This window comes from Aggregatibacter segnis ATCC 33393 (genome assembly GCF_000185305.1).
In the GTDB taxonomy this organism is placed as follows: Bacteria; Pseudomonadota; Gammaproteobacteria; order Enterobacterales; family Pasteurellaceae; genus Aggregatibacter; species Aggregatibacter segnis.
The window spans coordinates 1,642,309-1,662,279 of record NZ_GL622200.1; the positions used below are offsets into that span (position 1 = coordinate 1,642,309).

Annotated in this window: 15 protein-coding genes and 2 pseudogenes; 10 read left to right on the forward strand and 7 right to left on the reverse strand. The window is 42.6% G+C overall.

Annotated features, from left to right (window positions below; translation table 11 throughout):
* Positions 1 to 34: 34 nt before the first annotated feature.
* Positions 35 to 1,126: a redox-regulated ATPase YchF gene (gene ychF / locus HMPREF9064_RS01765; RefSeq protein WP_006719313.1), complete on the forward strand. Its 1,092-nt coding sequence runs from the start codon at positions 35 to 37 to the stop codon at positions 1,124 to 1,126.
* 73 nt (positions 1,127 to 1,199) lie between these two features.
* A pseudogene (locus HMPREF9064_RS09645) lies at positions 1,200 to 3,068 on the forward strand (acyltransferase family protein).
* Between the two features lie 80 nt (positions 3,069 to 3,148).
* Here HMPREF9064_RS09645 and rmuC read toward each other — a convergent pair.
* Positions 3,149 to 4,750 carry a DNA recombination protein RmuC gene (gene rmuC, locus HMPREF9064_RS01755; protein ID WP_006719316.1) on the reverse strand — a complete coding sequence of 534 codons (1,602 nt, stop codon included), beginning with the start codon at positions 4,748 to 4,750 and terminating at the stop codon, positions 3,149 to 3,151.
* A gap of 165 nt (positions 4,751 to 4,915) precedes the next feature.
* Here rmuC and HMPREF9064_RS01750 point away from each other — a divergent pair, with 165 nt between their 5' ends.
* From HMPREF9064_RS01750 to aroE, 3 genes are read left to right on the forward strand one after another with little or no spacing between them, the layout of a single operon-like run.
* Positions 4,916 to 5,464, forward strand: a complete 549-nt coding sequence (locus HMPREF9064_RS01750; RefSeq protein WP_006719317.1) for a DNA topoisomerase family protein — start codon at positions 4,916 to 4,918, stop codon at positions 5,462 to 5,464.
* A gap of 4 nt (positions 5,465 to 5,468) precedes the next feature.
* A complete protein-coding gene (locus HMPREF9064_RS01745) occupies positions 5,469 to 6,020 on the forward strand; it encodes a Sua5/YciO/YrdC/YwlC family protein (protein WP_006719318.1) in 552 nt (183 codons plus the stop codon).
* 3 nt (positions 6,021 to 6,023) lie between these two features.
* Positions 6,024 to 6,824, forward strand: a complete 801-nt coding sequence (aroE, locus tag HMPREF9064_RS01740; RefSeq protein WP_006719319.1) for a shikimate dehydrogenase — start codon at positions 6,024 to 6,026, stop codon at positions 6,822 to 6,824.
* Positions 6,825 to 6,829: 5 nt separating this feature from the next.
* Here aroE and rarD read toward each other — a convergent pair whose 3' ends face one another.
* Complete coding sequence (rarD, locus tag HMPREF9064_RS01735; protein WP_006719320.1) at positions 6,830 to 7,702, reverse strand: EamA family transporter RarD; 873 nt, start codon at positions 7,700 to 7,702, stop codon at positions 6,830 to 6,832.
* Between the two features lie 27 nt (positions 7,703 to 7,729).
* Positions 7,730 to 8,608, reverse strand: a complete 879-nt coding sequence (gene ilvY, locus HMPREF9064_RS01730; protein ID WP_006719322.1) for an HTH-type transcriptional activator IlvY — start codon at positions 8,606 to 8,608, stop codon at positions 7,730 to 7,732.
* A 741-nt stretch (positions 8,609 to 9,349) separates the two neighbouring features.
* Between ilvY and ilvC the strand changes: the two genes are divergently transcribed.
* Together ilvC and HMPREF9064_RS01720 are read left to right on the forward strand one after the other, a co-directional pair.
* Positions 9,350 to 10,828 carry a ketol-acid reductoisomerase gene (gene ilvC, locus HMPREF9064_RS01725; protein WP_006719325.1) on the forward strand — a complete coding sequence of 493 codons (1,479 nt, stop codon included), beginning with the start codon at positions 9,350 to 9,352 and terminating at the stop codon, positions 10,826 to 10,828.
* Between the two features lie 67 nt (positions 10,829 to 10,895).
* Positions 10,896 to 13,388 carry an autotransporter outer membrane beta-barrel domain-containing protein gene (locus tag HMPREF9064_RS01720; RefSeq protein WP_006719327.1) on the forward strand — a complete coding sequence of 831 codons (2,493 nt, stop codon included), beginning with the start codon at positions 10,896 to 10,898 and terminating at the stop codon, positions 13,386 to 13,388.
* Between the two features lie 60 nt (positions 13,389 to 13,448).
* Here HMPREF9064_RS01720 and HMPREF9064_RS01715 read toward each other — a convergent pair whose 3' ends face one another.
* The 4 genes and pseudogenes from HMPREF9064_RS01715 to HMPREF9064_RS09650 all read right to left on the reverse strand — a co-directional run bounded on the left by HMPREF9064_RS01715 (position 13,449) and on the right by HMPREF9064_RS09650 (position 16,379).
* A complete protein-coding gene (locus HMPREF9064_RS01715) occupies positions 13,449 to 14,303 on the reverse strand; it encodes a cysteine ABC transporter substrate-binding protein (RefSeq protein ID WP_006719329.1) in 855 nt (284 codons plus the stop codon).
* Positions 14,287 to 15,051 (reverse strand): amino acid ABC transporter ATP-binding protein, encoded by a 765-nt coding sequence (locus tag HMPREF9064_RS01710; protein WP_006719330.1) that lies wholly within the window; start codon positions 15,049 to 15,051, stop codon positions 14,287 to 14,289. Before HMPREF9064_RS01710 ends, HMPREF9064_RS01715 begins: the two co-directional genes overlap by 17 nt.
* A 9-nt stretch (positions 15,052 to 15,060) precedes the next feature.
* Positions 15,061 to 15,729: an amino acid ABC transporter permease gene (locus tag HMPREF9064_RS01705; RefSeq protein ID WP_006719332.1), complete on the reverse strand. Its 669-nt coding sequence runs from the start codon at positions 15,727 to 15,729 to the stop codon at positions 15,061 to 15,063.
* Positions 15,719 to 16,379, reverse strand: a pseudogene (locus tag HMPREF9064_RS09650) (amino acid ABC transporter permease). Before HMPREF9064_RS09650 ends, HMPREF9064_RS01705 begins: the two are co-directional and overlap by 11 nt.
* A 310-nt stretch (positions 16,380 to 16,689) precedes the next feature.
* Between HMPREF9064_RS09650 and rpsL the strand changes: the two are divergent.
* From rpsL to fusA, 3 genes are all read left to right on the forward strand, one after another.
* Positions 16,690 to 17,064 carry a 30S ribosomal protein S12 gene (rpsL, locus tag HMPREF9064_RS01700; protein ID WP_005543325.1) on the forward strand — a complete coding sequence of 125 codons (375 nt, stop codon included), beginning with the start codon at positions 16,690 to 16,692 and terminating at the stop codon, positions 17,062 to 17,064.
* Between the two features lie 152 nt (positions 17,065 to 17,216).
* Positions 17,217 to 17,687 (forward strand): 30S ribosomal protein S7, encoded by a 471-nt coding sequence (gene rpsG / locus HMPREF9064_RS01695; RefSeq protein ID WP_005555497.1) that lies wholly within the window; start codon positions 17,217 to 17,219, stop codon positions 17,685 to 17,687.
* A gap of 116 nt (positions 17,688 to 17,803) precedes the next feature.
* Positions 17,804 to 19,906 carry an elongation factor G gene (gene fusA, locus HMPREF9064_RS01690; RefSeq protein WP_006719340.1) on the forward strand — a complete coding sequence of 701 codons (2,103 nt, stop codon included), beginning with the start codon at positions 17,804 to 17,806 and terminating at the stop codon, positions 19,904 to 19,906.
* Positions 19,907 to 19,971: the final 65 nt, after the last annotated feature.

Sequence of the window (19,971 nt, forward strand, 5' to 3'; positions counted from 1 at the left end):
CAACCGCACTTTTCTTCACCAATAAGGAAAAATTATGGGATTCAAATGTGGTATCGTGGGCCTGCCGAATGTGGGCAAATCCACACTTTTCAACGCCTTAACCAAAGCCGGCATTGAAGCGGCAAACTATCCGTTTTGCACCATCGAGCCAAATACCGGCGTGGTGCCAATGCCGGATCCGCGTTTAGACGCCTTAGCGGAAATTGTCAAACCTGAACGTGTATTGCCCACCACCATGGAATTTGTGGATATCGCAGGCTTGGTGGCCGGCGCGAGTAAAGGCGAAGGTTTGGGTAATAAATTCCTCGCCAACATCCGCGAAACGGACGCCATTGGCCATGTCGTACGTTGTTTTGAAAACGATGACATCGTACACGTTGCGGGCAAGATCGATCCGTTAAGCGATATTGAAACCATCAACACCGAACTGGCGTTAGCCGATTTAGACAGCTGTGAACGTGCGATTCAACGTTTACAAAAACGTGCTAAAGGCGGCGATAAAGATGCGAAATTCGAACTTTCCGTGATGGAAAAAATCTTACCGGTACTTTCTGAAGCGGGCATGATTCGTTCTGTGCCATTAGAAAAAGACGAGTTATTGGCGATCAAAAGCTATAATTTCTTAACCTTAAAACCGACCATGTACATTGCCAACGTGAATGAAGACGGTTTTGAAAATAATCCTTATCTTGACAAAGTCCGCGAATTTGCTGAAAAAGAAGGCTCTGTCGTGGTGCCGGTGTGTGCCGCAATTGAAGCAGAAATCGCCGAACTAGATGATGATGAAAAACTCGAGTTCTTACAAGATCTCGGCATTGAAGAGCCGGGCTTAAACCGTGTCATTCGTGCAGGCTACGCGCTTTTAAACTTACAAACTTACTTTACCGCCGGTGTAAAAGAAGTGCGCGCATGGACCGTTTCCGTGGGTGCGACCGCACCGAAAGCGGCTGCCGTGATCCATACCGACTTTGAAAAAGGCTTTATCCGTGCCGAAGTGATTGCCTACGAAGATTTTATCCAATTCAAAGGCGAAAACGGTGCTAAAGATGCCGGCAAATGGCGTTTGGAAGGGAAAGACTACATCGTACAAGACGGCGATGTCATGCACTTCCGCTTCAACGTGTAAAACAATCAAAAAATGAACCGCACTTTAAGGCACTAAAGTGCGATTTTTTTTATCGCTTTTTTAAGGAATTTACATGTCTTCTTCAATTAAATATCGTGCTGAAATAGATGGACTTCGTGCCATTGCGGTGATTTCAGTGATCATCTATCACCTCAATGCCAATTGGCTACCAGGTGGTTTTCTTGGCGTAGATATTTTCTTTGTTATTTCCGGCTTTCTCATTACCGGCATCATCATTAATGAGATTCAAGAAAATCGCTTCTCTTTTAAAGACTTCTATACCCGCCGGATAAAGCGAATTTAGTCGGCATTCATTGTGGTAATGGCCCTTGTGTCTTTGGTTGCTTCTGCGTTATTTATCTATAATGATTTTAACCAACTCAGAAAGACCATTGAGCTTGCTGCTGTTTTTTCCTCTAACTTTTATTTGGGCTTTAAGCAGGGCTATTTTGACCTTAATGCGACAGAAAACCCTGTTTTACATATTTGGTCATTAGCTGTTGAAGAACAATACTACTTAATTTTCCCTTTGTTTTTATTTTTTGTATATAAAAAAGCCGGGAATTTAAAATCTATTTTTAGATTTACACTCATACTCTTTATCCTGTTGTTATTAACCTCATTTATTCCTAACACTTTTTATAAAGATGTATTACATCAACCGAATACTTATTATCTTTCCAATTTACGCTTTCCGGAATTGCTTATTGGATCATTATTAGCCATTTACAATATTAATCCACCGGCAAATCACACATTTAATAAAAACCTGATTGGGAATTTCAGTTTTTTATTATTGCTGGCTTGCCTATATTTTTATCATAACAAGTTAGTCTTTATTCCCAGAGTAAGTTTAGTTTTACCTTGTTTACTAGCTGCACTTGTCATTTACACCACAACGCAAGATAGTATTGTAAAAAAACTGCTTTCCACAAAACCAATGGTATTTATTGGAAAAATATCTTATTCACTCTATTTATACCATTGGATATTTATCTCTTTTGCCTACTATATTACGGGCACCAAACAAATAGATAATCAAATTGTATTGTTAGTCACGGCGTTAACCGTACTTTTCTCTATCTTAAGTTATTACCTAATTGAGCAGCCAATTAGAAAATCAAAATTAGGTTTCAAACAGGCATTTTTATATCTCTATGTGATCCCTTCTGTTTTAGTGATTGGATATAACACCTATGAAAGAAAACAGATCAAAAATGAGAAAGAACAAATTGAGCAAGAAGTGCCATTAGCAGAAACGAATACGCACCTCCCAGCAAAAATCTTAACAATTGGCGATTCACATGCCGGCCATTTAGCTTATTTCTTAAATTATGTTGGTGCGCAAGAAGGTTGGAAGGCGGATATTCTAAATACAGGTCCAGATTGCCAAGTATTGGTAGATAAAAATGGAGAAGTGACACCGGAATGCCAATCACAATGGAATGAAATAGCCAAATACGACGCTGTTTTCATTTCTGAGTTTTATGATCTTCGAATGGAAGGCCAACCGGTTCCGCGATTTGAAGCTGAATCTTATTTAGTCCCTGACTTTGAAATCCGATTTAGAAAAATGGTGGAAAAACTCGCAACAGAAAAACCTGTTTATGTTTTTGCCAATAATAGTTCGATTAACCGCTCCCCTATTCGAGGACATCTCCTCGCTAAATATGGGCTAGATAAATATCTCGAGCCAATTCGTAGAATGGGCGATATTGATGCAAGCAACCAAATCATTCATGATTTAATTAAAGATATCCCAAATGCACATTGGGTTGATGCACAACAATATCTTCCTAAAGACAGCGTGATAGCGGAAGGGAAATATCTCTATGGCGATCAAGACCACTTAACGAACTTTGGTGCTTACTATTTAGGGAAAGAATTCACCAAACACCAAAGATTGCTCTCCCCTGAACAAGTTGAAAAATTATATAAATAATAGTTCGATCTTGTAAGTATTTGTCGAATCTACCCTGTTAACAAAAAGTGCGGTTTTTCTACCGCACTTTTTTATTACTGTTATTCTTTATTTAGCAACAACCGTTCCGTTTCAAAATCATGATGCAGCGGTTCGATATCAGGCATGGTTTTATTGGCTTTCGCGGAAAGTGCCTTAAAGCGTTCCACTTTGCCTATCAAGCCCTGTTGCCCCACGAGTGCCGTGACAGCGCTGTTGTAGTGCGAACTAACGGTGGAAAGGCTATTCCCCACTTTCGCTAAGCGCTCTGCAAGCAAGCAGATTTGGTTATAAATGTCACCGGCTTTTTCGCTGATTTCACGCGCTTCCGCATTACCGCGCTCCACCCGCCAAAGGTTCGCCACCGTACGTAAAATAGGCATCAGCGTGGTATGTGACACCATAATGACATTTTTGTCATAACCATAACCGAACAAACTCGGATCCATTTTTAAGGCTTCAATGTAAGCTGGTTCCACGGCAATAAACATCAACACGAAATTCGGGCTACGTACGCCGATAAGGTTACTGTAATCTTTGCGGGATAAGTCGTCGATGTGATTACGCAACGCCTTAATGTGCTCGCGCAGAAACGCCTGACGCTCTATTTCATCTTCAGCACTGACCGCACTTTCATAAGCGTTAAGCGACATTTTGCTGTCGATAATCAAATGTTTCTCATCCGGTAGGTTAAGAATAAAGTCGGGATAATTGCGCTTGCCTTCTTCATTTTTAAAATGCGCCTGTGCGGTGTAATGTTCATCTTCCACCAAGCCGGCAGATTGCAGCGCCCGCTCCAACTGCATTTCCCCCCAGTTACCAAGGGTTTTCTTTTCCCCTTTCAGAGCGGAAGTCAAATTGTTCGCTTGTTGCGACATACTCAAACCGATTTCCAACACTTTCTTAATTTCTGCTTCCAAGCCCGCGTTGCCCTTAAGGGATTCCGAATGAATTTCATTCACCCGTTTTTGGAAGCTTTCAATTTGCTCACGGAATGGCTTTAACAAGCTGTCCATCGATGCTTGGTTCGTTTGCTGAAAACGCTGGCTTTTCTCTTCTAAAATACGATTCGCGAGGTTTTGAAATTCCGTATTGAGCTGCTGTTTGGTTTGTTCAACATGTTGTTGCTGCTCGACAAAATGCTTTTCTTTTTCCGTTAACGTGGTTTTCAATTCCGCCAGTTCCTGCGAAAGTGCGGTGTGTTTTTCCGTTAAATTTGCCAGCGATTCTTCTTTGCGGACAATCTGCGCTTGGCTTTGCGCAAGTTGTCCGCGCAAGCTGTCCGCCTGTGCCGATGCCACACCAAAACGTTCTTTCAGCGTCGTTATTTGTTCTGCGATGGCGGAATGGCGCGCCTGTTCTTCGTTTAGTTCCGTTTGCAAATACTGTACTTTTTCATCCCGTTCATTTAAGCGAATTTGTAGTCCATCCGCCGTGGTTTGCGCTTTCGCTACCTCTTGTTCTAATTGATTTTTACGGGCAGTAACGGCATCAAATTTTTCTAATAAACGATTAAAATCCTCAATGTTTTTATTTAAATCCTGTTGTAATTCCAGGCTATCCCGTTTCCGGCGTGCGCTGATAAAAAGCAAAATAAGGCAAAGCACGCCCAATGCGACGCAAACGCCCAATAACACATTTAAATCAATATCCAATGCAAACATGTTCCCTCCTGATATTGGGCGTTAGTATAAAGGAAATCCGTGGCCTTTGCCGACCTTTTGCTTTTTCATTTCGTGGGTGGCAAAAGGCGCAAAACTTGCGGTAGAATGGCGCGCGAACCGTTTTAATATTTGTCGAGAAAAATCACCGCACTTTTAGGGCATGCCATGAATCAACCTTTATTTCAACATACCAAACACGAGGAACACTGCCCGCACTGCGGTGCGTTGTTGCAAATAAAGCAAGGCAAAAAAGGGCTATTTCTCGGCTGTTCTGCCTATCCGCAATGTGATTACTTAAAACCGTTACAGGCTTCCAACGAAGTAAAAACCCTCAAAATATTAGAACAAACTTGCCCCCAATGCGGACATTTATTGGCGTTAAAACAAGGGCATTTCGGCATGTTTATCGGTTGTAGCAATTATCCGGAATGTCATTTTGTGGTGCATGAGGAAGCAGAAGAGGAAACGGAAGAACACGTACCTTGCCCGGAATGTAAAGAAGGGCAGTTAGTGGCGCGGCGTGGACGTGCCGGCAAGCTATTTTACGCCTGCAACCGTTTTCCGCATTGTAAGTTTTCCGTGCCAACTAAACCTTATTTAGTGGATTGCCCGCAATGCCATGGCAATTTAGCCTTATTAAAAAAACAACAGGGCGAACAACGTACTTGGCAATGTGTGAATAAAACCTGCCGCCATATTTTTACCACCGAGTAGCCTCATGAATTTACAAGAGATTGTTAACCATTTAAAAAATCAGCAAGTCGTTGCCTACCCCACCGAAGCGGTTTTTGGCTTAGGTTGTAATCCAAACAGCCAAAGTGCGGTGGAAAATTTACTTGTTTTAAAACAGCGCCCGATGTCAAAAGGGCTAATTTTAATTGCGCCGAGCTTGGATTTTTTGTTGCCTTTTATGGATGAAAGCCGTTTGATGGAAGAACATTGGCAACGCTTAACTACGCAATATGATCGACCAACGACATGGGTCGTCCCGGCAAAAACAACGACCCCAAAATTTCTTACCGGCGATTTTAACAGTATTGCGGTGCGCATCAGCCAACACCCTGCCGTTAAGCTATTATGCGAACAGGCGGGCTTTGCTCTCACCTCCACCAGCGCCAACTTAACCGGACAGCCGCCTTGTCGCACGGCACAAGAAGTGGCGCAACAATTCGGCACGGATTTTCCGGTGCTAGATATGTCTGTGGGCGGTGCGGTAAATCCATCCGAAATTCGCGACATTTTCACCAACCAAGTTTTTCGCCAAGGATAAATCATGTTATATGCCGTTTGGGGCAACCCGATTGCTCAAAGCAAATCGCCGCAAATTCATCGCATTTTTGCCAAACAAACCGCCCAAGACGTGCAATACGATGCTATGTTAGGCGACGAACAGGATTTTGAACGGCAATTATTGGCATTTTTTGCCCAAGGCGCAGCAGGATGTAATATCACCTCGCCTTTCAAAGAGCGCGCGTTCAAGCTGGCAGATGCACACAGTGAGCGTTGCCTGATAGCGGAAGCCTGCAACACGTTGAAAAAATTAGACGATGGCACGCTGTATGCGGACAATACTGATGGTGCAGGATTGGTGACGGATTTACAGCGATTGAATTGGATTAAGCCGAATCAAACCCTACTCATTTTAGGGGCTGGCGGTGCCACAAAAGGCGTGTTGCTACCGCTTTTACATGCACAGCAAAACATTGTGATTGCTAACCGCACTTTAGCCAAAGCGCAACTGTTGGCAGAAAAATTTTCGCCTTACGGCAATATTCGTGCCGTAGAACTGAGTCAACTTCCCACGCAATCCTTTGATGTGATTATCAATGCGACCTCCTCAGGTCTGCACGGCGGTACGATACAAATTAACGATGAGATTCTGCGAGCAGCAAAAGCAGTTTATGACATGCAATATGATCGACAAAAAGACACGCCGTTTTTAGCACGCTGTGGTGCGTTAGGCGTGCAAAACCGAAGCGACGGTTTCGGGATGTTATTGGCGCAAGCTGCGCATACTTTCCATTTATGGCGTGGCGTGATGCCGAACATTACGCCGTTATTTGAACAGTTATAAAAAAGCTATTGGCGCGTTTTCGCTTGTAGAATGCCATCCGTGATAATCAAAAGCATAGCAAGCACCAAACAAATAAACAACGGATAACTTTGCGCATCAATTTCTTCGCCGATTAACAAAGAAACCCCTACCATCAAGCAAGGCTCTACATAACCAAGTAAGCCCAACAAATTCATCGGTAAATGATTACTGGCAAGAATGTAAGAATTGAGCGCCGTCCCACTAATTAAGCCTAGCAGTAGCAACAAGACCAAAATATTCGGATTACTTTGTTGTACTTGGGCAATATCCACTTGCCAGGCGAAGTAAATACAAAATGGCAAAAGGGTCAACATTTCTAAGAAAAATGCCGCAAGATCGGTCATTTTCCACATTCGACGTACCACAAAGTAAGTGGTATATCCCACGCAAATTACCAACGCTTCCCAAGAAATCTCCCCTTTTAAGGCGATGTTGGAAATGACTCCCACGGCAGCAATAAATACGGCTAAAAACTTAATGCGAGAAATCCGTTCTTTAAAAATAATTCGTGCTGCAGCCACCATCACTAAAGGCAGCAATAAATAACCGAAAGAAACACTCAACGAGCTGCCATTATTAGGTGCCCACAAAAATAGCCACATTTGAAAGCCCATCAACGCACCGGTAAAGAAAAAAGCCAACGCAAAGTGCGGTTGTCTTTGAATGCGTTTTAAATGGGCAATCAGCGCCATTTTTTGTTTAAACAAAATCACAGCAGCCGCCACAAAAGGCAAGGTAAATACAATGCGATAACCGAAAATATCTGTGCCACTCAAAGGCAGCAACAGCGTAGAAAAATAATACATGTAGCCAAACAGCAGAGAGGCAAATAAAGAAAACGCAACGCCTTTTAGCATAAAAACTCCTTAAATCATGACCGCACTTTACGCTAATAACTGCCAAAATGCACGCACTAAAGGGCGCTCTAAGACAGGTTTCAACGCACACACACCAAGTTCAAAAGGGGGTATCGGTTCCTCTAACTGCAAGGTAGAAATTTGGCTGTTCAACGGGCTATTTTTAATCACCACATCGGGCAATAAGGCTAAACCACACCCGAGTGCCACCATGGACACAATGCCTTCATGCCCCGCCACGGTGCCATAGATTTTCGGGTGTTTAATGCCTTTTTGTTTAAACCATTCTTCGATCCGCTGCCGTGCCATGCCGTCTAACGGCAAGATAAAAGGAACCTGTTGCCAATTAATCGGTTCTTGTTGCAATAATTGTGTTGCCGAACATGCCACACGAGGCGCAATCATCGACAACGCAATATCATCGATATAATGAAACGTCACCGCACTCGGTAATACCGGCGGTTTCCCTGCCAACGCCAAATCCACCTGTTGCGCCTGCACCAAATGTACCGCCTGCGCCGGATCGCCTGTGGTCAGTTGAATTTCCACTTTCGGATAATGCGCACGGAATTTCTCCAAAATCCCCGGCAAATGGCTATACGCCGCCGTCACCGAGCAATACAGCTTGAGCTCCCCGCTAAGCTCTTCCTCTTGGGTATGCAACTGCTGTTGAAACAACATCCAATTCTGCCACTGCTGCTGTGCAAACGCCAAAAACACCTCACCATTCGGCGTTAACGACACCTGACGATTATCCCGCCATAAAAGCTGCTGCCCCAGTTCCTCTTCGATTTTTTGAATTTGGCGGGACAAGGTTGACGGCGACATATGGTGTAGCGCCGCTGTTTTGGCGAAGTTTTGGGTTTGAGTGAGGGTGATGAAGATTTTGAGATCGTTAAAAGTCATGTTTTTAATCTTAAGTTAGGTTTCATTCTCAATTTCATTGAGAATGACCTACTTTTCTTTGCTTGTGCAAAGCAAAGTAGGCAAAAGAAAACACACCCCAGCTTCACCGCTTATCTTCACTCAGTTGCAATTTTCTTTACGAAAATTTTCGAACTCGCCGCCAGCGGCTCAGACAAACGAAAATTTCCTAAAAATTGCAAATCGCTCAGGCGGTTCAGATGGGGACCCCATTTTATTCGAGCGCTACTTAAAGTGTATTATGTCAATAGATTCAAAAGTGCGGTCATTTCTAAGAATGTTTTTTTGAAATAAAAATATCTAAAAATTCAACCGCACTTTTTTAAAAAACAAATTATTTCCTCCGTGTAAGACGCCCTTATGGAAATGCAATTTTTAGCTAAATTTCGCTTTGTTTGAGCGAAGCGAGTTCGAAATTTAGCGTGAAAAAAATTGCATTGGAATAAGGATAAGCGGTTTAGTCGGAGTGCCTTTTTCTTTGCCTTCTTTCTTTTTGGGCAAACACAAAACACTTGTGTTTTGAACGTTGCTTTAGCTACGGCACGAAGTGTGAGCGAAGCGAATTAAAGAAAGAAGGTCGCCATCGGCGAAACCGATTCCTCTAAATGTAGGTAATTGCAAAAACTGCAACACACAATCCCAATAATATCACTTTACGCAACACCAAAACACCCTATAATCACCCAAATCTAAACAAACACTCCCACACAAAAGGAAAACATCATGGCTAATTATTTCAATACCTTAAACTTACGCCAACAATTAGACCAACTCGGTCGCTGCCGTTTTATGGATCGCAGTGAGTTCGCAACTGAAGCTGATTTCTTGAAAGGCAAGAAAATCGTGATCGTAGGTTGCGGTGCACAAGGGTTAAACCAAGGGTTAAATATGCGTGATTCTGGTCTAGACATCAGCTACGCATTACGCCCGGAAGCCATCGCAGAAAAACGTGCGTCATTCCAACGCGCCAGTGAAAATGGCTTCAAAGTGGGCACTTATGAAGAACTGATTCCAAAAGCCGACCTAGTCATTAACCTCACCCCGGACAAACAACACTCCAAAGTGGTTGCTGATGTGATGCCGTTGATGAAAAAAGGCGCGGCATTGGGCTATTCTCACGGTTTAAACATTGTTGAGGTGGGCGAGCAAATCCGTCCTGACATCACCGTCGTGATGGTGGCACCAAAATGCCCGGGTACAGAAGTACGTGAAGAATACAAACGTGGTTTTGGCGTGCCTACATTAATTGCCGTGCACCCGGAAAATGACCCACAAGGCGAAGGTTTAGAAATTGCTAAAGCTTGGGCGGCGGCAACCGGTGGTCATCGTGCAGGCGTGTTGGAATCCTCTTTCGTGGCGGAAGTCAAATCTGACTTAATGGGTGAACAAACCATCCTTTGCGGTATGTTGCAAGCAGGTTCTCTCATTTGCTACGACAAATTAGTGGCTGACGGCAAAGATCCGGCTTATGCGGGCAAATTAGTGCAATATGGCTGGGAAACCATCACCGAAGCCTTAAAACAAGGCGGTATCACGTTGATGATGGATCGCTTGTCCAACAGCGCAAAATTGCGTGCGTTCGAGTTAGCAGAACAAATAAAAGAAGAATTGGCCTTCTTATTTGCTAAACACATGGACGATATCATCAGCGGCGAATTCTCCCGTGTGATGATGGAAGACTGGGCAAACGGTGATGCCAACCTCTTAAAATGGCGTGAAGAAACCGGCAAAACGGCTTTTGAAAACGCACCGAAATATGAGGGCAAAATCAGTGAGCAAGAATATTTCGACCATGGCGTGTTAATGATTGCGATGGTTAAAGCCGGTGTTGAATTGGCATTCGATACCATGGTGGCCAGCGGCATTTACGAAGAATCCGCTTACTACGAGTCCTTACACGAATTGCCGTTAATCGCCAACACGATTGCGCGTAAACGTTTATATGAAATGAATGTAGTGATTTCCGACACGGCGGAATACGGTAACTACTTATTTGCTAACGTTGCTGGCCCGATTATGCAAAAAGCATTAGTGCCAACCTTACGCAAAGGCGATATCGGCGAACCAACACCAAGCGTGGAAATCGACAACATCACCTTACGCGATGTAAACGATGCAATCCGCAATCATCCGGTAGAATTAATTGGCCAAGAATTGCGTGGTTACATGAAAGATATGAAACGCGTGTCATTGCAAGGTTAATCAAATATCATTATATTAAGCCGATTTTTTAAATCGGCTTTTTTATAGGGAAAATTAAGGAATCAGTATGAAAAACAATAAAAAATTTAACCGCACTTTTCAGTTAAGTTTGGTTGCAACAGCATTAAGTTTAGCAAATTTGGGATGGGCAACGGATCTCACTTGTAATACAACAACAGGTTGTAAATATATTCAAGGACCCGGCAATACGTGGTATATCAACGATACAGCGACTCAACTCGCCGATGCTGTAAATGTCACCGTTGAAGCAGGAAATTACCAAAACAAAGCAAAAACAGAAACGGGTGCAAGTACTAGCCTAGGCCGACCAAGTCAATCATCTGATGCTTTATTTCATATTTTCGATCTAACAAAACAAGATAATGTCATTACACTAAAATCAGGCGTTAAAGCAACGCTTAAAGAAGATTATACATCCAGCCAATTAGTTCATGTCAATGGTGCAACAGCAAATTTAGAACAGGGTGTAAAACTCATCGTTGACAAAAACTATTCTCAAATTCACAACATTCCTGATGCTAATGGTAATTTTGACGGTAATGCTGCTATTGAGTCCCGTAATTCAACAATCAATACTCAAGCAGATATTGAACTCAACAATGACGGCTCAAATGCAATTGAATCGCAAGAAACGTCTATTATTAATTCGTCTAACCATAAAATCACCATGAATGGTGAAAACAACGGGGCATACACGCTTTTCGGAAAAGACATTGTAAATATTGAAAACGTCACTATTACTGGAAATAAAGATTTACAATCTGTTTTTGATATTGGAAATGATCGCACTGAAGAACAAATCGTCAATGCTAAAAAGTTAAACGCTACGTTAAACGATAAAAGTATCTTCATGAACCTCCATGACAGCGGCACACAGACGGTTACCTTAAGGGATTCTAAGATTAAAGCCGGTTATGGATTGCATGCTGTACCGCTTGGGGACGAACATACCGTTACCCTGAACTTACATAACAGCGAATTGAATACCACTCGAGCACTCGTTTCCATCAATGATCCGAATTTCCCAGTTGATGAGGAAGACGAGGAAGAAATTGATGCCAATGCAGCAAGCACGTTCCATTTGCACCTTATTGCTGATAACAACTCCAAACTGAGTGGCGCAATTATTGAAAACCCACAAAGACCGGCAAAAACCGAAGTAAACGTCACATTAGCCAATAGCCAGTGGAATTTTAATCAATCGAGTATTCTTCATCACTTGAATACGCAAAACTCAACGGTCAAATTTGAACCGACATCGGAATATAAAACGTTAACGATTAAAGGTGATCTCACTGGCTCCACCACATTTGATCTCAATACCAATATCGCTGAAAACAAAACCGATAAAATCGTTGTGAAAGGAAAAGCGGAAGGTGATCATCACCTTAATGTGACGGATCACGGCACGCATGTGGCAAACGGTAAAGTAACCTTAGTTGAAACCAATACTGGAAATGCAAAATTTCACTTAGCGAATGCCAATGGTTATGTGGCGCTCGGTGCTTATAAATACTTCTTAACCCCTGAAGGAAAAAATTGGGTGCTAGCGCACTCACAAAGCGCAGTCACACCACAGCCACAGCCACAGCCACAGCCACAGCCACAGCCACAGCCACAGCCACAGCCACAGCCACAGCCAAGTATTACACCATCTTTACCGGCGACCGCACAACTACTTGAGAGCGCAAACGCACAAGTGTCTCTTCGCCAAGCGGAATTACTGATGGTCGAAAATGAATTGAACGGCATTCACCAACGTTTAGGTGAAATTAGAACCGGTGAGAAAGGCAATATTTGGGTGAAAAACGTCAATTCACATCAAAAACTCACCGCACTTTCCACGGGTGAAAGTCAAACTTCCGGTTTTAAGCAAAACGTACATAGCTTACAAATTGGTGCGGATGCAGCGGCGACAGATAAGGTACGTTTAGGCGGATTTGTCGGACACAGTCAAGCCAATATTGACTTCAACAATCATTACGGCAACGGAAAAGTGAAAGGACAAACCCTTGGGGTTTACGGGACTTACATGGCTGACAATGGTGTCTATTTAGATAATATTGCGCAATATAGTCGCTTAACCGCAAACTCAAATCATACGGAAAAACACCGTTACAACGCTTACACGTTAAGCAGTGAAATCGGCAAACAATTCCAATTAGCCGGTGCATGGACCGTGACTCCACAAGCGCAATTGGCTTGGACGCATATTAACGGTAAAGAAAAAGAAGATAGCTTATCTGCCATTTCTTCTCGAATCGGTTTACGCCTTGCCAAAACCTTCGAGTTGAGCCAAGGATGGAAACTTCAACCTTATGCGGAAGCGAATGCGATCACGACACGCCTCCGCCACAGCGACATTAACTACAATGGTAGCCAACTCAATGTAGAAAGTTATCGCGGTCGGTTTACAAGTGCGGTCGGTTTTAACGCCGGTTTTGGCAATCACCGAATGGGAGTAGAAGTGAATCGCGCAGACGGCAAACACATCAAGCAACCATTTGGCGTACAAGCCGTCTATCGCTTCCAATGGTAGTTTAAAATGAATAAAAAATGCGCTTAGTTTTAAGCGCATTTTTCTTTTCATTAATGTGGATTATTTATACTCGACCACCACATCTGCTTCTGTAATGGCATCGCCATAAATAGGCTTTAAAGTTTTTTCGTAAGCTTGTTTTAACACGCCTTGTTTGCCCAAATTTTCAATTTCGGCATTTAACCAATTTAATAATTCAACATCCCCTTTTTTTACTGCCGGCGCAATAAAATCCTGATCACCTAAGTTTTTCACGCCTACCGTAAAGCCCGAATTTTCTTTCGCCCACGCAAACAATAATGTGTTGTCATGAGCAAGCGCATCGCCACGACCGTCACGTAAAGCTTCGAAGGTTTCGGTATTTTGCTCAAATTTCAACAGCTTGATGTCAGGATAATTTTTAGTGAAATAAGCGTCTGCGGTAGTGCCTTTATTGATTAATAAGGTTTTACCTTTTAATTGATTTACATCGGTAATCACTGCGCCATCTTTCGAGACCACACCTAATGCCACTTTCATGTAAGGTTTAGCAAAATCAACTACTTCTGCACGCGCTGGGGTGACCGTGAAATTAGCAAGAATAATATCCACTTTATTGGAAGTAAGATATTCCACGCGGTTGGCAGCTTCAACTAACACATATTCCGCTTTATTTTCATCGCCCAATAAATCTTTGGTGATGGCTTTGGCGATTTCCACGTCAAATCCTTGGCTTTTGCCTTGACTGTCCACATAGCCGAATGGCGGTTTGTCGCTAAAGACACCGACACGCACTTTGCCGGCTTGTTTGAGTTGCTCAATCGTTGACGAAGTCGCCAATTCCGTTTTGCCTTCTTTATCGTTGCAGGCAGTTAAGCCTATTGCCAATAATGCGGTGGCGAAAAGTGCGGTCACTTTTTTAAATGTTTTGTTCATAGTTAACTCCTCTTGGTTCGTAATTTAAAATGTTAAGAAAGGTTTTCGCACGGTCGGTTTGCGGGTTGGTGAAGAAATCCGATGGCACCGCCTGTTCAACGATTTGCCCTTTATCCATAAACACAATGCGGTTCGCCACTTGACGGGCAAAGGACATTTCATGGGTCACAATCAGCATCGTCATGCCGTCTTTCGCCAAGCCCAAAATCACATCCAGCACTTCGCGCACCATTTCCGGGTCAAGTGCGGCAGTGACTTCGTCAAACAGCATAATGTCAGGATTCATACACAAGGAACGGACGATGGCAATACGTTGTTTCTGTCCACCCGATAACTCGCGCGGATAGGCATTTTTACGTTCAAACAACCCGACCCGTTTCAACAACATATCGGCTTGAGCTTCCACTTCAGCACGTTGGCGCTTCTGCACTTTGAGTGGTCCGAGTAAAATATTGTCAATCACCGACATATGCGGAAATAATTCATAGCTTTGGAACACCATGCCAATGTGTTGTCGCGCCTTCACCCAAGGCAAATCTTTGCCCAATACGCCTTCATTTTGCAAAATTAATTGACCGCTCTTTATCTCCTCTAAGCCGTTAATACAACGTAAGAGCGTACTTTTACCGCAGCCGGATGGGCCTAAAATTACCACCACTTCGCCTTTTTCAACGGATAAATTAATTCCATTTAAGGCAAGGGTGTCGCCGTAATATTTCACTAAATCGTTAATTTCTAATAAGGGCATATACACCTTCTATTTTTCCCAATAGGTTTCTAAATAACGTGAAAATAAAGATAACGGATAGCAAATCACAAAATATAACAAGAAAATCACACCATAAATCCACAAGGCAGCGGAAGGTTCCGTAAACAGAGAGGTTTCAATAATCTGCTGCCCGACTTTAATCACTTCCAATACACCGATTAACATAGCAAGCGAGCTGGTTTTCACCATGCGTGTAAACAAGTTAATGGCGCTTGGTGTGACACGTTTTAAACTTTGTGGCAATAAAATATAACGAAACGTTTGTAATGGCGTTAAACCCAAGGCATAAGCTGATTCTGTCTGATGTTTTTCAATAGACGTCAAGGCACCACGCACTAAATCTCCCATTTCTGCGGTTCCCCAAAAAATGAAGACCCAAATACATACGGTAACGCCATCAATATGCGTATTGAACCATTTCGCCACGCCAAAATAGGTAATAAAAAGTAGGACCAACAAAGGAATAATGCGGACAAATTCCAAATAAAAACGGCAAACAGCACGAATCAGGCGATTTTTGCTTGTCATCAACAAGCCGAGAAGAATACCGAGAATGCAGGCGAAGAAAACGGAGACAAAGGCAATTTTTGCTGTTACCCAGAGACCACCCAACAACCGTTCAAAATTGCTCCCTTCAAATAACACATTAAGCCCCATATTTTGCTCTCCGTGTACGACGTTCCAAGTAAGTGATAAACAATGACACCGGCAATAAAATCAACAAATAAAACACCACTAATAAAAAGAGCGCTTCATTCGTTTTGTAATCCATACCGATAATCTCTTTTGCCATAAACATTAACTCCGCAATGGCAATCGCGCTGACCACCGAGGTTTCTTTCATTAAAAATTAAACTGTTAGCGCCAATGGCCGGCGTGGCGATAGCAAAGGCTTGAGGAAATAATACGTAACGAAAAGCCTGCACCGGGGTCAATCCTAAACTTAAAGCGGATTCCAACTGTCCACGCGAAATGGCTTCCAAGCCGCCTCGAATAGCTTCCGCCATATAACTGCCGCCTAAAAAAGCCAAACCGATGATGGCGCAAGTAAAGCCATCCAGTTTGAGCCCGACTTTAGATAAGCCAAAATACAAAAAGAAAACCTGAATTAATAAAGGTGTATTGCGGGAAAGTTCGATATAAAACTTCACCACAGAATTAAGCATCCTAATTTTATAAGTTGTAACTACTGCACAGAAGAAACCAACTAAAAGCGATAACACAATTGCCCAGAAAGAAAGTTCTAAAGTAATAAATGTTGCATCAACAAATCTAGGGGTGACATTCCAAATATATTGCCAGTTCATGACCATTCCCAAATACGTAAGCGTTTATGTGTTATAAAAATAAGATAATTTCAGAGGGAAAGATCGAATTTGTATATCTTATAACCTAAAGAAATTTACCCTTCTTTTTTATAGTATGAATCATGGTCCAAAGTGCGGTCGGTTTTTTCCATATTTTTCGGCTTTTATTTATATGTAATAACGAGATTGCAACATTAGAATAAGTTGACAGTCTACGCTTTGAAGATTAAAATCTGCGGTCTGTTCTTGTATGGACAGATTTGTAAAACAACATTCTTTAATGAATTTTTATTAAACTGGAGTTTTTTTAATGGCAACAATCAACCAGCTAGTACGCAAACCGCGTGTGAAAAAGGTTGTAAAAAGTAACGTTCCTGCATTAGAGGCTTGCCCGCAGAAACGTGGTGTATGCACCCGTGTGTACACAACTACACCTAAAAAACCGAACTCTGCATTACGTAAAGTATGCCGTATTCGTTTAACCAATGGTTTCGAAGTAACCTCATACATCGGCGGTGAAGGTCACAACCTTCAAGAGCACAGTGTTGTGCTTATCCGTGGCGGTCGTGTTAAAGACTTACCGGGTGTGCGTTATCACACCGTACGCGGCGCATTAGACTGCGCAGGCGTGAAAGATCGTAAACAAGGTCGTTCTAAATACGGCGTTAAACGTCCTAAAGCTTAATGGTTCTCCGTTAAGTAAGGCCAAACGCTAAATTAGTAAAACTTATTTAAATCGCAAACTCCAGTATCTAATTAGCCCCTTCAATAAAAGTGCGGTTAATTTTTATCGAGTTTTGGGATACCCTGAAGATTATAAAAACGGAGAAATTCGCAATGCCACGTCGTCGTAGTATTGAACAACGCAAGATTTTACCGGATCCGAAGTTCGGTTCAGAATTACTTGCTAAATTTATCAATGTCATCATGGTAGATGGTAAAAAATCTATCGCAGAATCTATCGTTTATAACGCGTTAGACACATTAGCTCAACGTACCGGTAAAGAAGCTTTAGAAGCTTTTGAAGCTGCGTTAGAGAACGTACGTCCAACTGTAGAAGTAAAATCCCGTCGTGTTGGTGGTTCTACTTACCAAGTTCCGGTTGAAGTTCGCCCTGTGCGTCGTAACGCATTAGGTATGCGTTGGATCGTTGAAGCCGCTCGTAAACGCGGTGACAAATCCATGGCTTTACGTTTAGCTAACGAATTATCTGATGCATCAGAAAACAAAGGTGCCGCAGTTAAGAAACGTGAAGACGTTCACCGTATGGCTGAAGCTAACAAAGCGTTTGCTCACTACCGTTGGTAACATTCGGTTAGCACTTACGTTTTTAGGCTTCATCTCATATTTTTATGCGATGAAGCCTCATTCATTTATAAAATTTCGTATTTAATTTTAAATAAGAAATCGTCAAGGAAATAATAATGGCTCGTACAACCCCTATTGAAAGATATCGTAACATTGGTATCAGTGCGCATATTGATGCGGGTAAAACTACTACCTCTGAGCGTATCTTGTTCTATACAGGTGTAAGTCACAAAATTGGTGAAGTACACGATGGTGCAGCAACCATGGACTGGATGGAACAAGAACAAGAACGTGGTATTACCATCACCTCTGCAGCAACTACCGCATTCTGGTCCGGTATGTCACAACAATTCCCACAACACCGTATTAACGTTATCGACACCCCGGGACACGTTGACTTTACTGTTGAAGTAGAACGTTCTATGCGTGTTCTTGATGGTGCAGTAATGGTTTACTGTGCAGTTGGTGGTGTTCAACCACAATCCGAAACTGTATGGCGTCAAGCGAACAAATATGAAGTTCCACGTATCGCATTTGTTAACAAAATGGACCGTACTGGTGCAAACTTCCTACGCGTAGTTGATCAATTAAAAACCCGCTTAGGTGCAAATGCAGTTCCTCTTCAACTACCTGTTGGTTCTGAAGAAAACTTTACCGGTGTTGTTGACTTAATCAAAATGAAAGCAATTAACTGGAACGATGCTGACCAAGGTATGACCTTCACTTATGAAGACATTCCTGCAGATATGCAAGCCGCTTGTGAAGAATGGCGTCAAAACCTTGTTGAAGCAGCTGCAGAAGCGTCTGAAGAGTTAATGGAAAAATACCTTGGCGGTGAAGAATTAACTGAAGAAGAAATCAAAGCCGGTCTTCGTCAGCGCGTGTTAGCAAATGAAATCATCTTGGTAACTTGTGGTTCTGCATTCAAAAACAAAGGTGTACAAGCAATGCTTGATGCGGTTGTTGAATACTTACCGGCACCAACAGATATTCCCGCGATCAAGGGTATCAATCCAGATGAAACTCAAGGTGAGCGTCATGCAAGCGATGAAGAGCCATTCTCTTCATTAGCGTTCAAAATTGCAACTGACCCATTTGTAGGTAACTTGACTTTCTTCCGTGTCTATTCCGGTGTAATTAACTCTGGTGATACCGTGTTGAACTCCGTACGTCAAAAACGTGAGCGTTTCGGTCGTATCGTTCAAATGCACGCAAATAAACGTGAAGAAATCAAAGAAGTTCGTGCGGGCGATATCGCTGCTGCTATCGGCTTAAAAGATGTGACAACAGGTGATACATTATGTGCTATTGAAGCGCCAATTATCCTTGAGCGTATGGAATTCCCAGAGCCGGTAATCTCTGTTGCAGTAGAACCAAAAACGAAAGCAGACCAAGAAAAAATGGGGCTTGCATTAGGTCGTCTTGCACAAGAAGACCCGTCCTTCCGTGTTCACACTGATGAAGAATCTGGCGAAACCATTATTTCCGGTATGGGTGAGTTACACTTGGATATCATCGTTGACCGTATGAAACGTGAATTCAAGGTAGAGGCTAACATTGGTAAACCACAAGTATCTTACCGTGAAACAATCCGTTCTCGTGTTAACGATGTGGAAGGTAAACACGCAAAACAATCTGGTGGTCGTGGTCAATACGGTCATGTTGTTATCGACTTGTACCCATTAGAGCCAGAAGGTCCAGGATATGAATTTGTTAACGAAATCAAAGGTGGTGTAATCCCTGGTGAATACATCCCAGCAGTTGACAAAGGTATTCAAGAGCAACTTAAATCCGGTCCATTAGCGGGTTACCCGGTAGTTGATATCGGTGTTCGTTTACACTTCGGTTCATACCATGATGTGGACTCCTCTGAATTGGCGTTTAAACTTGCAGCATCTTTAGCGTTTAAAGCAGCATTCGCAAAAGCAAACCCAGTTTTACTTGAGCCAATCATGAAAGTTGAAGTAGAAACTCCACCTGAGTATGTAGGTGACGTAATTGGTGACTTGAGCCGTCGTCGTGCGATGGTAAACGGTCAAGAAGCAAACGAATTCGTTGTTAAAATCGACGCTGAAGTTCCGCTTTCTGAAATGTTTGGTTATGCAACCGACTTACGTTCCCAAACTCAAGGTCGTGCTTCCTACTCAATGGAACCATTGAAATATGCTGAAGCTCCGAAAAACGTGGCTGAAGCAGTTATTGAAGCTCGTAAAAAATAATTTTGTTTAACTAAATCCACAAGCCATTCCGGTTTGTGGACTTATACATTGAGGAAACTTAATCG

Bases quoted from the DNA above. Each gene is read 5' to 3' on its own strand.
- HMPREF9064_RS01745 (WP_006719318.1), top strand. From the start codon at position 5,469: ATGAATTTACAAGAGATTGTTAACCATTTAAAAAATCAGCAAGTCGTT.
- HMPREF9064_RS01715 (WP_006719329.1), bottom strand. From the start codon at position 14,303: ATGAACAAAACATTTAAAAAAGTGACCGCACTTTTCGCCACCGCATTA.
- ilvC (WP_006719325.1), top strand. From the start codon at position 9,350: ATGGCTAATTATTTCAATACCTTAAACTTACGCCAACAATTAGACCAA.
- rpsL (WP_005543325.1), top strand. From the start codon at position 16,690: ATGGCAACAATCAACCAGCTAGTACGCAAACCGCGTGTGAAAAAGGTT.
- HMPREF9064_RS01720 (WP_006719327.1), top strand. From the start codon at position 10,896: ATGAAAAACAATAAAAAATTTAACCGCACTTTTCAGTTAAGTTTGGTT.
- rpsG (WP_005555497.1), top strand. From the start codon at position 17,217: ATGCCACGTCGTCGTAGTATTGAACAACGCAAGATTTTACCGGATCCG.
- rarD (WP_006719320.1), bottom strand. From the start codon at position 7,702: ATGCTAAAAGGCGTTGCGTTTTCTTTATTTGCCTCTCTGCTGTTTGGC.
- HMPREF9064_RS01710 (WP_006719330.1), bottom strand. From the start codon at position 15,051: ATGCCCTTATTAGAAATTAACGATTTAGTGAAATATTACGGCGACACC.
- HMPREF9064_RS01705 (WP_006719332.1), bottom strand. From the start codon at position 15,729: ATGGGGCTTAATGTGTTATTTGAAGGGAGCAATTTTGAACGGTTGTTG.
- HMPREF9064_RS01750 (WP_006719317.1), top strand. From the start codon at position 4,916: ATGAATCAACCTTTATTTCAACATACCAAACACGAGGAACACTGCCCG.
- ychF (WP_006719313.1), top strand. From the start codon at position 35: ATGGGATTCAAATGTGGTATCGTGGGCCTGCCGAATGTGGGCAAATCC.
- rmuC (WP_006719316.1), bottom strand. From the start codon at position 4,750: ATGTTTGCATTGGATATTGATTTAAATGTGTTATTGGGCGTTTGCGTC.
- ilvY (WP_006719322.1), bottom strand. From the start codon at position 8,608: ATGACTTTTAACGATCTCAAAATCTTCATCACCCTCACTCAAACCCAA.
- fusA (WP_006719340.1), top strand. From the start codon at position 17,804: ATGGCTCGTACAACCCCTATTGAAAGATATCGTAACATTGGTATCAGT.
- aroE (WP_006719319.1), top strand. From the start codon at position 6,024: ATGTTATATGCCGTTTGGGGCAACCCGATTGCTCAAAGCAAATCGCCG.